This window comes from Gordonia sp. SL306, assembly GCF_026625785.1.
Taxonomy (GTDB): Bacteria; Actinomycetota; Actinomycetes; order Mycobacteriales; family Mycobacteriaceae; genus Gordonia.
The window spans coordinates 4,178,550-4,191,569 of sequence record NZ_CP113063.1; the positions used below are offsets into that span (position 1 = coordinate 4,178,550).

The following is a 13,020-nucleotide window of genomic DNA, read 5'->3' on the forward strand; positions in this document are numbered from 1 at the left end:
GTTCCCGTCATCCGCGCCCCCTTTTTCCCGTCGCGGATGACGGGAACCGTCGCGGCTGCGGGTGGTGGGCTGGGGGGGGTGGGGGGGGGGGTGGTGCGGGTGTGGGGGTTGGGGGTGCGTTGACGGTTGTCGGTGGGCCGTCCTAGGATGAAATCGAATCGAAAACATGTTCGAACAGCATGCATCTTCCCTGCGCGCTGATTGCGGAAAGTCGCAGTTCAGGAGGGTGTATGGGTACGTCTGCGGGTGTTGTCACAGATGGGGCGGTCAGCCACGATCTGGATCGTCTCCGACGGCAGATCGCGGTGATGTCGGGACGCCCCGATCACCACTCTGTCGAGGTTGCCGACCGATCGGCCGGGGTGTTGCCGGTGCCGGGCGCGCTGGCCGATCTGCTGCCCCGACGTGGCCTGGCCCGGGGGAGTGTGGTCACGATCTCCGGCGCCCGATCGATCCTGTTGTCGGTGATCGCATCGGTGAGCGGGTCGGGTTGCCAGGTGGGAATCGTGGGTCTGCCCCAGCTCAACTACGGGGCGGTCGCGGAACTCGGCGGCGATCTGTCGCGGATCGCCACGGTGCCGAATCCGGGGGTCGACCCGATCGAGGTGGCGGGGGTGCTGCTCGACGGGATGGATCTCGTCGTGCTCGGCCTGGGCGACGTCGCGGTGCCGCCATCCCGGACCCGGGTGGTGATGGGTCGGGTGCGCAAGCAGTTGTCGACATTGATCACTGCCGGCGGAACGTGGCCCGGGGCGCAGCTCCGCCTGGACGCGGAGGTGGTGACCTACCGGCATCTGCCCGGCGGCATCGGTTCGATCGACCTCGCCACTGCCCGGGCGGGGTATGGCCGGATCGGCGGGATGTCTCTGCAGGTGTCCGTCACCGATCGGGGTCATCAACGTGAGACAGGTGAGATCGATGTGGTGGCAGGAGGTTTCGGTGCCACCGGACAGGTGGATCTGGTGCCGTCGCCGACGCGTCCGAGTCTTGCGGTGGCCAACTGATGGCGGCGCCGATGACCTCCCCGGTCATCCCCGCCGGCCGTGTTCTCGCGCTGTGGTGTCCGGACTGGCCCGCGACGGCCGCCGCGATGGCCGACGACCTCCCGCCACAGCATCCGATCGCGGTGCTGCACGCCAACCGCGTGATCGCCTGCTCGGCGCCGGCGCGCAGCGTGGGCGTACGGCGCGGGATGCGTAAACGGCAGGCGCAGTCGGCCTGTCCGGAGATGACCGTCGTCACCACCGACGATCACCGCGACGGCAGGTTCTTCGAGCCGGTGGTCGCGGTGGTGGCCGACCTGGTGCCGGTCGTCGAGGTGCTGCGTCCGGGACTCCTGGTGGTGCCCTCGTCCAATGCCACCCGGTATTTCGGTGGCGAGGACGTACTGGCCGAGAAGCTGATCGATGCGGTGGCCGCATCCGGTGTGGAGGCGCATGTGGGGGTGGCCGACGAGCTGTTCACCGCAGTGCTGGCGGCACGGCACGGCGCTCACGTCGAGCCGGGTGGCGATGCCGTCTATCTGGCCGGCCGCCCGGTCGCCGACCTCGCCGTCGAACCCAGCCTGAGCGATCCGACCAGGACCGAGTTGGTCGATCTGCTCCGTCGCCTGGGGATCTCGACGATCGGCGCCTTTGCCGATCTGCCGGCAGGCGATGTCGCGACCCGCTTCTCCGCCGATGCAATGACCGCGCACCGACTGGCCAACGCCGTACCGGGCCGACCGCCGTCGGGGCAGATCTCCCCGGTCGACCTGGTGATCGAGCATCGCTGTGATCCGCCGATCGACCGTGTCGATGCGGCGGCGTTCCTCGGCCGTCGCCTGGCCGATGCGTTGGCACGACGGTTGGCTGCGGCATCAGTTGCCTGCACGCGGCTCACCGTGGAGGCGGTCACCGAACGGGGACAGCGTCATTCCCGGACCTGGAGATGTGCCCAGCCGCTGACCCCGGAGGCCACCGCGGACCGCATCCGCTGGCAGCTCGAGGGGTGGCTGACCGGTGGCCGGGCCGGTGCGGAGGGTCGGCCGGATGCGCCGATCGATGTACTGCGCCTCGAGCCGGTCGAGGTGGTCGCTGCCGGAGCGCTGCAGTACTCGTTGAACGGCAACGGATTACCCGAAGATCCGGAGGTCGACGAGCGGGCCCGTCGATCCCTGGTCCGGGTACAGGGGCTGCTCGGTGGTGACGCCGTGCAACTCCCGATCCGGAGTGGCGGACGTGGTCCCGGAGACCGGATCACGATGGTGTCCCTCGGGGACGAACGGGTCCCGGCGCGCAATCCCGATGCGCCGTGGCCGGGTCGGCTGCCGCAACCGACCCCAGCGGTGTTGCTGGACACCCCGATCCAGATGCTCGACCTGACCGGGAGCCCGGTGGAGGTGACCGCCCGGGGTTGTTTCTCCACCGAACCCACCACGATTCGGATGGAACGTCGCGGTCGGACACGAGGCGGCGCCTGGGAACTGCGCTGGTGGGCCGGACCCTGGCCCACCGGCATCGATACGGATACGGGCGGGATCACCGCGCGGGCACAGGTCCTGCTCGACGACTCGCGTGCGCTGCTGCTGAGCTATCGGGCGGAGAAGTGGGTGGTCGAGGGGGTGTACGAGTGACCGGTCATCACGAGTTGGCGCCGCGGCCGATCACCGACCACCCGGTCGACGCTCCGTCGGGCATCTCGGCGATCAATTCGTCGACCAGATTGACGGCGGTACACACGTGATTGGGTATCACCCGCAACCGGTCGCCGAGGACTGGTATGGCGGCAGGGGCGGTGTCCGACGGGAACCGGATCACCGCATGGTGTTCCGAGAGCGACGTGATGGTCGCATCAGGTGTGTCGAGCAGACGTCCGAACCCCGACGTCCACGGCGGACGGTCGGCGCCGAGGATCTTGCTGCCCGCATCCACGACGATGCGATCGCCGGTTCGGTGGACCACGGTGGCCACGGCGCACAGCGCGACATCTGCGAAACCGCACGATCCGAGTTCCACCTGCTGTGCGTCGTTGAACGGGTAGACGCCCGGACGGATCTCGGTCAGCACCCCTGGCTCGGCGAACTCGATCGTGGGCGTGGATCCGCCACTGCGCACCACGGGCTCGATCCCGCTGTCCCGCAGTCGTTCGGTGGCCACCGACAATGCGGTCACCTCCTGCTGCGCGGCCCGGTGACGTGCATCGCCGGGGCCGTATCCGTGGCCGGGGAAGGTGAACACACCGACCACCCGCAGGCCCACATCTGCAGCTGCGGCCGCGATCACGCCGGATTCCCCGGGGTCGGCGCCGGTTCGGTGCTGGCCGGAGTCGACCTCCACCACGACGTCGGCATCGGCATCGCCGATCTCTGCGGCCAGTTGTCGTGCACCCTGCGCGGAGTCGACGGCCAGGCGAAGTCGGGCCTGCTCGGCGAGGGCACGAAGCCGAGGTCCCTTGTCGCCGGACACCCAGAGTGGATACGCGATGAACAGATCCGCGCGGTCCGGTGCAATCGAGGCAAATGCCTCCGCCTCACCGATGGTCGCGACCGTCAACCCGACCGCGCCTGCCGCAAGCTGCCGTCGAGCGATCTCGGCGCACTTGTGGGTCTTCGCGTGTGGCCGCAGGTCGATGCCGGCGGCCCGTGCGCGTTCGGCAACTGCTCCGATGTTGCGGTCGAGCCGCGCGACGTCGACCGAGAGGAACGGTGTGTCGGTCACGCGCTGCCGTCGTCATCAGAGTTGGACTTTCCCAGTGCGGCAGCCGATTCCCCGAAGGCGAGATACTCCTGGTGCAGGATTCGGGTGGTCAGCCCCGGAGCGAACCGGTGGCCGATCTCGGCCAGGGTGCCCACCGCCGAACCCGCGCGCCGGGGTCGGTCCAAGATGCCGTGCAGCACCCGGGACGCCGCCTTGTCCACACCCCACACGCCTGCCTGATTCTCGTAGGCCTCCGTGGGCGCGATCATCCGTGTCCGCACGAGGGGGAGCCGCACGTTGGTGAACGTGATGTGGTCGGAGAGGGTTTCGGTACTCGTCACATCGCTGAACGCCTCGAGAGCGGCCTTCGACGCGGCGTAGGCACCGAACCGGCCACCACGGGACTGCACGGCGATCGAGGTCACGTTCACGATGTGGCCGGACTGGCGCTCCACCATATGCGGGAGCAGACCCAGCACGAGGTTGACCGCGCCGAAGTAGTTCACCGCCATGAGCCGCTGGTAGTCGTGCAACCGGTCGGTCGAATTGATGGTGGCCCGACGGATCGAGCGCCCGGCGTTGTTGACCAGGACGTCGACGTGATCATGTTCGGCGAGAAGCGTTTTGACCAACCCGGCGACCGACTCCTCGTCGGTGATGTCGCACTGGTAAGTGTGTACCCGGCCGGGAGGCACGCCGTCCTTGCTCGCGGTCGCCGAGAGTTCGGCCGCCGCGGCATCGAGGCCGTCGGCGTCACGGGCGACGATGAACACGTTGGCCCCGCGCGCCACGCACATCCGCGCGGTGGCCTTGCCGATCCCGCTGGAGCCGCCGGTGATGAGGATGTTCTTGCCGACCAACGGTCCACGCGAATCGTTGTGACGATGCCGGGCGGGGTCGAGGTGCGCGGCCCAGTATTTCCAGAGCCGGGGGCCGTAATCGTCGAGGTCCGGCAGCATGATCCCACGCTCACGGAGTGCGGCGACCGTGTCGTCGGATCGGAAGTCGACGGTCAGTGACACGGTGTCGAGGAGTGCGGGCGGGATGCCCTGCTGGGTGGCGAGGAGATCCCGACCCACCCGTAGCGGTCCGGTACCGGCCAGCGTGAGCAACGGCTCGACGAGCCCGTTGGGAATCACGTTGCGACCTTGTGGCCCATGGAATCCGGGCGCGATCGCGTTGTACATCCCGGTGATCGTGCGCCGTCGGGGATCGGCGAGGTGATAGACGATCCCACTGCGCTCCGGATCGAGGCTGCAGAGCGCGACGATCGAGCCGGCCACGTAGTCGACGGGAACGATGTTGGTGTTGCCGAGATCTGGCATCGGGAGGGGAAGTCCGGCGGGCAGGTGGCCCAGCATCGCGAGGTGGCCGAAGAAGTAATACGGGCCGTCCACCTTGTCCATCTCGCCGGTGCGTGAATCGCCGACGACGATCGACGGTCGGTAGACGCGCCAACGCAGTCCCTCGCGCTCGCGGACGACTTTCTCGGCCTCGAACTTGGTCCGGTGGTAGGGCGACGGAAACCCTTGTCCGGCATCGAAATCATCCTCGGTGAAGGTTCCGCGATGGTCGCCGGCCACCGCGATCGAGGAGACGTGGTGCATCATCGCGCCCGCCGTGAGGGCGAAATCGGCCACGCGGGCCGTGCCCTCCACGTTCGCGGCCTGCTGGGCGTCGGCATCGGCGGTCATGTCGTAGATCGCCGCGAGGTGGATGACGTGGTCGATGTCGGGGAGTTCGGCGCCGTCGACCGCGAGTCCGGGGGTGGTCACGTCACCGATGACCGGTGTGACCTGGCCGGTGGCGTCCATGTCGGTGAGCATCTGGCTGAACCGCGGCAGCGTCTGCGCACGCACCAGGGCGTGAATGCGGGCATCCGGCTCGACGGTGAGGAGGCGTTCGATGACCCGGCGGCCGATGAATCCGCTGCCGCCGGTGATGAAGTATGTCGTCATGGCTGTGGTGTCCGATCTTCTCCGAGCGTGACTTCGACCAGCGTGACTCGGTTCTTACTTGACGGTAAGAAGCCGGTTTCTACCCAGGGTGACATTTACATTGACGAATGGCAACATCAGGTCCGCCGTGTGTCGGGACATGGCTCGTGAGGTGTGGCGGAGCTCAGGACGTCGGATCGAACAGTTCCGCGAGTGCGTCGACGCGCCTACGTCGGTTACCGGGGCTCAGTCGCTGACCTCGGGTGAGGGCCGACATCCCGTGTAGCGCGCTCCACAGCAACTCTGCCCGGGTGCCAGCGTCGTCGGCGTGGTCGCCGCCGACGGCATCGACCAGGACGTCGAAGGCCGCCCGCAACTCGGCCGGCGTGGAGTCGTGTGCGAACTGCACGCCGAGCTGCATCGAGAACATCGCTTCATAGGTTGCGGGATTCTCGGCGGCGAAGGTCAGGTAGGCCTCGATGAACGCGCCGAGGCGATCGGTCGCGTCGGCGCCGTCGAGCGCCTGCCGCATCACAGACGTGAAGTCGGCGAATCCGGCGAGCGCGACCGCGCTGACGATCCCGTCCCGCCCGTCCGGGAAGTGGCCGTAGAGCACAGGCGGGCTGTACTCGATCTCGCCCGCGAGGCGGCGAGTCGTCACCGCGGCCCAGCCCTCGCTGTCGGCGATCGAGCGGGCGCAGTCGACGATCTTGCGCTCGCGTTCCTGCTTGTCCCGTGCCTTACGCTCGTGAACTCCCACGCACCGAGGATATCACTGATAGATTTCGGTCCAGCAGTAGTCTATCGTTGGTAGAAATTGTTCAAATGGAAGGTCATGTTCATGCTCACCTCCTCGATCGGACTCGTCCTCAGCTGGATCGGCGCCCTCGGCACATGGCGATCGGCGCGGCCTATCTGGCGAAGAACGAGAAGAATGCCGCCGGCTTCGGTCTTCCCGTCCTCCCGGCGTCGGATGCGCGCGGGTGGTGGCAGGTGAAGGGGATTCGTGACGTCGCGACCGGCCTGCTCGTGATCGTCTTCACGTTCGCGGCCCGCGATCAGCTCGCACTTCTCGTGCTCGTGCTCGCGTTGATTCCGCTGGGTGACATGTGGATCGTCCTGTCCAATGAGGGGGACCGGAAGGCGGCGTTGGGCATCCATGGTGCGACGGCGCTGGCGATGATCGTGGCCGCAGTTCTGCTGTTCGTCTGACCGACCGACCGGAACCGACACGAAGGAGACAAACGATGACCGACATCACCGGGCACGAGCCAGGGGTGCGAAGCCCCGACGACGAGGTGGTGGGTACCGACCGTGCCTCGATGCACCTGCTGTTCGACGCATCTGAAACCGACGATGCGCTCAGCACACTCGAGGTCCGACTGCAGGCAGGCGCCGATGGTGCGGCCCCGCACTTCCACCGACGATCATCGGAGATGTTCTACGTCGTCGACGGCGAACTCAGGGTGATGACGGGCGATCGGATCGTCACGGTCGGTGTCGGGAACTCGCTGGTGGTGCCCCCGCTGATGCCGCACGCCTTCGGTGCGACGCCGGATAGTGCGGCCCGGGTGTTGATCGTGCTCACGCCGGGCGTCGAACGTTTCGAGTACTTCCGGCTGCTCGCGCGGATCCAGGCGGGTGAAGCGACGCTGGAAGAGCTTGCCGCAGTGCAGGACGAGTTCGACAACCACTTCGTCGACGCGCCGCTGTGGTGGCAGGACCGACAGGCGTCGAGGGGCAGTGATGGTTGAGTGCCGGACCGAGGTCGAGCGCGATGTCAGAGGGATTCGCGACGTGGTCTTCGCGGCGTTCGGCCGATGCGACGAAGCGGATCTCGTGGAGGCGCTCCGACGAGATCCGGAGGCTTGGATACCGGGGCTGTCGGTGGTGGCGATCGGTGTCGATGGAGATGTCGTCGGGTACGCCCTGCTGACCCGCTGTCGAGTGGGCGGGCACCGGGCGCTCGCCCTGGCCCCCTGTGCGGTGTCGCCGGAATGGCAGAACCGTGGGGTCGGCACCGACGTCACCGCGTATGCGCTGGACTGTGCACGTATGCGGGCGGCACGTACGCGTGTGGTCGACGAGCGGCCGCCGGAGAATCTGGTGGTGGTTCTCGGTCATCCTGAGTTCTATCCCCGTTTCGGATTCCGCCCCGCGACCGAAGTGGGGATCGCAGCGTCGTTCGAGGTGCCCGACGAGGCATTGATGTACCTCGCCCTCGACACGGACGAACCGATCCCGTCCGGGGTGATCGAGTATCCGGCGGCGTTCGGGGTCTGACGCGTGAGTGGGGAGCTCCACTCCTGGATCATCGAACACACGTTCGATAGACTCGATGGGTGGGATGGGACCAGGGGCCACCGACGTGGTCGGAGATGGAGCGGGTGCTCTCCGGCCGCGCGCCGGGACACGGGCGGCCCGGGGAGGCGTTCGGACCCGGTGACAATTCCGGGGACGGCAACGACAGCCCCGCATGGTCTCGGAAACGGGGTGCTTACCGCCCCGAGGGCGTGGAACGAGGTCGATCGTCCGTCCGATATGCCGAACTCCACGCGCACAGTTCCTACAGTTTTCTCGACGGTGCCTCGATGCCGGAGGAGATGGTCGAGGAGGCGCAGCGTCTGGACCTGGAGGCCCTTGCCGTCACCGATCACGACGGCTTCTACGGGGTGGTCCGATTTGCCGAGGCGGCAAGGGAGTTCGGCATGCCCACGGTGTTCGGTGCCGAGCTGTCCCTGGAGCCCGACGTCACGCGGACGGGTGTACCGGACCCGCCGGGCGAACATCTGCTCGTCCTCGCTCGCGACAGCGAGGGGTATCGGCGACTGTCCAGGACCATCGCGGACGCGCACATGGTCGCGGGGGAGAAGGGGTTGCTGCGCTACGACCGGGAACGACTGCCGGATACGGGAGGTGGCCATTGGCTGGTCCTCACCGGGTGTCGTAAAGGCTCCGTCCGGCGGGCGCTCGAGCGGAGTGGGCCCAGAGCCGCACGGCTCGCGCTGACCGATCTGGTGGACCGCTATGGCCGCGAGGATGTCGCGGTGGAACTCACCGCCCAGGGGTTGCCCGAGGACGACGAACGCAACGCGATCCTCGCCGGGCTGGCCACCGAACTCGGTCTGACGACGGTGGCGACCACCGGGGCGCACTTCGCCGGGCCACGACGCCGCAGACTCGCGACGGCCGTCGCGGCGGTCCGGGCGAGGACGGACATCGAGACCATCGACGGCTGGCTACCGGGTGTCGGTGGTGCACACCTGCGCAGCGGCGACGAGATGTCCCGGTTGCTCGCCGGGCATCCGGACGCGATCGACAACACGGTCGGGTTGGCTGCCGACTGCGCTTTCCGGCTGGGTCTCATCGCGCCGCAGTTGCCCCCGTTCGACGTCCCGGACGGGCACACCGAGATCAGTTGGCTGCGGGAACAGACCATGGATGGTGCGCTGCGTCGCTACGGCACCCCGGGCATGCATCCGCAGGCGTATCGGCAGATCGAGCACGAACTGGCCATCATCGAGACCCTCACCTTCCCCGGCTACTTCCTCGTGGTCGCCGACATCGTCAATTTCTGCAAGCGCAACGACATCCTGTGCCAGGGGCGTGGAAGCGCCGCCAACTCGGCAGTCTGCTACGCATTGGGCATCACCAACGTCGACCCGGTCGCGAACAAGCTCTTGTTCGAGCGCTTCCTGTCGCCCGAACGAGACGGCCCACCCGACATCGACGTGGACATCGAGTCCGATCGACGGGAAGAGGCGATCCAGTACGTCTACCGGCGTTATGGCCGTGACTACAGTGCGCAGGTGGCCAATGTCATCACCTATCGTGGCAAATCAGCGGTCCGTGACATGGCGCGCGCACTCGGTTATGCCACCGGGCAACAGGACGCTTGGAGCAAGGCGCCCGACGAGGCGCCCGACGACGTCACCGATCTCGCAGGCGAGATCCTGGGGATGCCAAGGCATCTGGGCATCCACTCCGGAGGGATGGTGATCTGTGACCGGCCCATCGCCGACGTGTGCCCGACGGAGTGGGCGAGGATGGAGAACCGGAGTGTGCTGCAGTGGGACAAGGATGACTGCGCCGCAATAGGTCTCGTCAAGTTCGATCTTCTCGGGCTCGGCATGTTGTCGGCGCTGCACTACGCCATCGATCTGGTTGCCGAACACAAGGGCATCGAGGTCGATCTGGCGACCTTGGATCTGACCGAGCCGGCCGTCTACGACATGCTGTGCCGTGCCGACTCGGTCGGCGTGTTCCAGGTGGAGTCGCGCGCACAGATGGCCACCTTGCCGCGATTGAAGCCACGAACGTTCTATGACCTGGTGGTCGAGGTCGCTCTCATTCGTCCCGGGCCGATCCAGGGCGGCTCGGTGCATCCTTACATCCGGCGTCGCAACGGGACGGAGGAGCCGACGGTGGAACATCCGTCGATGCGCAAGGCGCTCGATCGCACACTGGGAGTGCCGCTGTTCCAGGAGCAATTGATGCAACTCGCGGTCGATGTCGCCGGGTTCGATGCCGCGGAGGCCGACCAACTGCGCCGAGCGATGGGTTCCAAACGATCGCCCGAGCGGATGGAACGTCTGCGCAGGAGATTCTACGAGGGCATGGAGGAGGAGCACGGGATCACCGGCGAGATGGCCGATCGGATCTTCGAGAAGATGGCCGCATTCGCGAATTTCGGTTTCCCGGAAAGCCATTCGCAGAGTTTCGCGTCCCTGGTCTTCTATTCGTCGTGGTTCAAGCTCCACCATCCGGCGGCATTCTGCGCGGCGTTGCTGCGGGCGCAGCCGATGGGTTTCTACTCGCCGCAGTCGTTGGTCGCGGATGCGCGCAGACACGGTGTCGTCGTGCATCGTCCGGACATCAACCTGTCGCACGCGCATGCGGCCTTGGCGAACGAGGGGCTCGAGGTCAGGTTGGGGCTCGGCGGGATTCGAGGGCTCGGCGACGATGTCGCCGAGCGGATCGTCGAATGCCGTGACCGCGAGGGTGACTATCGGGATGTGACAGATGTGTCCCGCCGTGCGGAGTTGACGGTGCATCAGCTCGAGGGACTGGCGGGAGCGGGGGCGTTCGCCGGCTTCGGGATGAGTCGGCGGCAGGCCCTGTGGGAGGCGGGTGCCGCCGCGACGGTGCGGTCGGATCAGCTGGCACTCGAGTCGTCCACACGGACACCGACCTTGCCGGGGCTGTCGGAGATCGAACTGGCCGCGACGGATGCCTGGGCGACGGGTATCACCCCGACGTCCTATCCCACCCAGTTCCTGCGGCCCCGCCTGGCGGCGATGGGGGTGATCCCGGCCGATGGGTTGCTGTCCGTCGCAGACGGATCACGGGTCACCGTGGCCGGTGCGGTGACCCATCGGCAGCGTCCGGCGACGGCGTCGGGTGTGACGTTCATCAACCTCGAGGACGAAACGGGCATGGTGAACGTGGTCTGTTCGGTGGGGTTGTGGACTCGACATCGAAATCTGGCACACTCTGCATCAGCATTGTTGATCCGTGGCACCGTGCAGAATGCCGAGGGGGCGGTGACGGTGGTGGCGGAGCGTCTGCAGCGCTTGGATCTCCGAGTGGGAACTCGTTCCAGGGATTGGCATTAGAGAGGGGCGCGGCAATGCCGAGGCAGATCGTGGTGACGGTGAAGCCGAGTAGTCGCAAGGGGCCGCTGGTGGAGACCGGACCGGACGGTTCGGTCACTGTCTTCGTCCGCGAACCGGCGGCCGATGGACGCGCCAACAAGGCCGTCGCCGAGATTCTCGCCGATCACCTCGGTGTGCCCCAACGAAAGATCGCCCTCGTCGGCGGAGCGACTGCCCGCACCAAGCGATTCCGCATCGACAACTGACCACGTCGACAACCGGACGCATCCACACCGATCAGGGCGCAGTCGACCCGTCGGTCAGACCGCCCCGGTGAACCCGTTCTGCCGCCACGCCTCGTAGACGACGATGCTCGCGGCATTGGCGAGATTGTGTGACCGTCGCCCGGCCAACATGGGGATCCGGACCCGGTCGGTGACCGTCGGTTCGGCCAGCACGTCGTCGGGCAGCCCGGTCGGTTCCGGCCCGAAGAGCAAGACGTCGCCGGGGCGGTAGTCGACATCCGTGTGGTAGCGCGACGCATGCGCGGTGAAGGCGAAGACCCGCTCGGGCTGGAGCGTCGTCCAGGCCGCCGCCAGATCGGGATGCACTGTCACCGTGGCCATCTCGTGATAGTCCAGGCCTGCGCGTTTGACCTGTGCATCGGACATGCTGAACCCGAGTGGTTCGATGAGGTGCAGTTCACAGCCGGTGTTGGCGGCGAGACGGATCGCGTTCCCGGTGTTGGGCGGGATGCACGGCTGATAGAACATGATGCGGAACATGGTCAGGCCAGGTTAGCGCCCGTGCGACCGGCCGGACGCACGCGCCTCCGACCGTTAGCGCTCCAATGTGGTGTTCGCACCGCACAGCACCACGCATAATGTCGAATCCGGTTCCGGCCGAACGGCTCCGGTGAGCACCGCGGCGACCGCCGTTGCGGTGCCCGGCTCCACCAGGATGCGAAAGGCGTCCCACAGGTGACGACGCGCCGCGATCAGATCCGCGTCCGACACCACCACACTGGTCACCGCGCGACCGGCGATGGTCGACCAGCAGATGTCCCCGAGCCGGGTCGCGCCGAGTGAGTCGGCGGCGACACTGTCGAGCTCCACGGGCACCGGGCGACCCGCCTCGATGGCCTGACGCAGGCACGACGACCCGACCGGCTCGGCGCCGACGATCCGGTCGCCCGGCCGCAGTACCGCTGTCAGCCCGCCGAGCAGACCGCCGCCGCCGACACAGACGACGGTGGTGAGCGGACCGGCGACGTCGTCGGCGAGTTCGAGTCCGATCGTGCCGGCCCCGGCCACGATGTCGGGTTGGTCATAGGCGTGCAGCAGGAGAGCGCCGGATCGCCGGGCCATCTCGGCTGCCGCGTCGGCCGCGTGCTGGTAGCGGTCACCCACCTGATGGACGTCCGCGCCGAGTGCGCGCAGGCTGTCGACCTTGACCTGAGGTGCGGTCTCGGGCACCACCACGGTGCACCTGGTGGCGGCGATCCGGGCCGCCCACGCGGCGCCGATCGCGGCATTGCCACCGGACGCGACCAGGACACCCGCGTCGTCGAGCAGTCCCTCGTCTCGCGCATGGCGCACGGCATTGAGGCTCCCCCGGGGTTTGAAGCAACCACCCGCCTGGAGGTATTCGAGCTTGAACACCACGTCGACCGGGCCGTCGGCGGCGTCGATCGAGGTCCGGAGAACCGGCGTCCGGCGCAGCGAGTCTGCGATGCGCTCCCGGGCGGCGACGACCTCGTCGAGGGTGACCGAACCCACCCGATCGGTAGATGGTTCCACGTCGATCCACAGT

12 protein-coding genes are annotated in these 13,020 nt (G+C 67.4%); 7 read left to right on the plus strand and 5 right to left on the minus strand.

Features of this window, described 5'->3' with window-relative positions; all coding sequences use genetic code 11:
* Positions 1 to 230 precede the first annotated feature (230 nt).
* Complete coding sequence (locus OVA31_RS19145) at positions 231 to 1,004, plus strand: hypothetical protein (protein ID WP_267628175.1); 774 nt, start codon at positions 231 to 233, stop codon at positions 1,002 to 1,004.
* A gap of 11 nt (positions 1,005 to 1,015) precedes the next feature.
* Positions 1,016 to 2,614, plus strand: a complete 1,599-nt coding sequence (locus OVA31_RS19150; RefSeq protein WP_267628176.1) for a DNA polymerase Y family protein — start codon at positions 1,016 to 1,018, stop codon at positions 2,612 to 2,614.
* Between the two features lie 7 nt (positions 2,615 to 2,621).
* On the opposite strand, the gene OVA31_RS19155 is transcribed toward OVA31_RS19150, so the two are convergent.
* The 3 genes from OVA31_RS19155 to OVA31_RS19165 all read right to left on the minus strand — a co-directional run bounded on the left by OVA31_RS19155 (position 2,622) and on the right by OVA31_RS19165 (position 6,374).
* Positions 2,622 to 3,698, minus strand: a complete 1,077-nt coding sequence (locus OVA31_RS19155; protein WP_267628177.1) for an alanine racemase — start codon at positions 3,696 to 3,698, stop codon at positions 2,622 to 2,624.
* Positions 3,695 to 5,635: an SDR family oxidoreductase gene (locus OVA31_RS19160; protein WP_267628178.1), complete on the minus strand. Its 1,941-nt coding sequence runs from the start codon at positions 5,633 to 5,635 to the stop codon at positions 3,695 to 3,697. Before OVA31_RS19160 ends, OVA31_RS19155 begins: the two co-directional genes overlap by 4 nt.
* A 163-nt stretch (positions 5,636 to 5,798) precedes the next feature.
* On the minus strand, positions 5,799 to 6,374 hold the full coding sequence (locus OVA31_RS19165; protein ID WP_267628179.1) for a TetR/AcrR family transcriptional regulator: 576 nt from the start codon (positions 6,372 to 6,374) through the stop codon (positions 5,799 to 5,801).
* Between the two features lie 134 nt (positions 6,375 to 6,508).
* On the opposite strand from OVA31_RS19165, the gene OVA31_RS19170 reads away from it, so the two are divergent.
* The 5 genes from OVA31_RS19170 to OVA31_RS19190 are packed head-to-tail and all read left to right on the plus strand — an operon-like array spanning position 6,509 to position 11,474.
* Positions 6,509 to 6,826: a DUF4267 domain-containing protein gene (locus OVA31_RS19170; RefSeq protein ID WP_267628180.1), complete on the plus strand. Its 318-nt coding sequence runs from the start codon at positions 6,509 to 6,511 to the stop codon at positions 6,824 to 6,826.
* 35 nt (positions 6,827 to 6,861) lie between these two features.
* Positions 6,862 to 7,368 carry a cupin domain-containing protein gene (locus OVA31_RS19175; RefSeq protein WP_420714081.1) on the plus strand — a complete coding sequence of 169 codons (507 nt, stop codon included), beginning with the start codon at positions 6,862 to 6,864 and terminating at the stop codon, positions 7,366 to 7,368.
* Complete coding sequence (locus tag OVA31_RS19180) at positions 7,361 to 7,897, plus strand: GNAT family N-acetyltransferase (RefSeq protein ID WP_267628181.1); 537 nt, start codon at positions 7,361 to 7,363, stop codon at positions 7,895 to 7,897. Before OVA31_RS19175 ends, OVA31_RS19180 begins: the two co-directional genes overlap by 8 nt.
* A 59-nt stretch (positions 7,898 to 7,956) precedes the next feature.
* Complete coding sequence (locus tag OVA31_RS19185) at positions 7,957 to 11,229, plus strand: error-prone DNA polymerase (protein ID WP_267628182.1); 3,273 nt, start codon at positions 7,957 to 7,959, stop codon at positions 11,227 to 11,229.
* 14 nt (positions 11,230 to 11,243) lie between these two features.
* Positions 11,244 to 11,474 carry a DUF167 domain-containing protein gene (locus OVA31_RS19190; protein WP_267628183.1) on the plus strand — a complete coding sequence of 77 codons (231 nt, stop codon included), beginning with the start codon at positions 11,244 to 11,246 and terminating at the stop codon, positions 11,472 to 11,474.
* Positions 11,475 to 11,528: 54 nt separating this feature from the next.
* Here OVA31_RS19190 and OVA31_RS19195 read toward each other — a convergent pair whose 3' ends face one another.
* Together OVA31_RS19195 and OVA31_RS19200 are read right to left on the minus strand one after the other, a co-directional pair.
* Positions 11,529 to 11,993: a tRNA (cytidine(34)-2'-O)-methyltransferase gene (locus OVA31_RS19195; RefSeq protein ID WP_267628184.1), complete on the minus strand. Its 465-nt coding sequence runs from the start codon at positions 11,991 to 11,993 to the stop codon at positions 11,529 to 11,531.
* A 54-nt stretch (positions 11,994 to 12,047) separates the two neighbouring features.
* Positions 12,048 to 12,986, minus strand: a complete 939-nt coding sequence (locus OVA31_RS19200) for a serine/threonine dehydratase (RefSeq protein ID WP_267631610.1) — start codon at positions 12,984 to 12,986, stop codon at positions 12,048 to 12,050.
* Between the last annotated feature and the right edge of the window lie 34 nt (positions 12,987 to 13,020).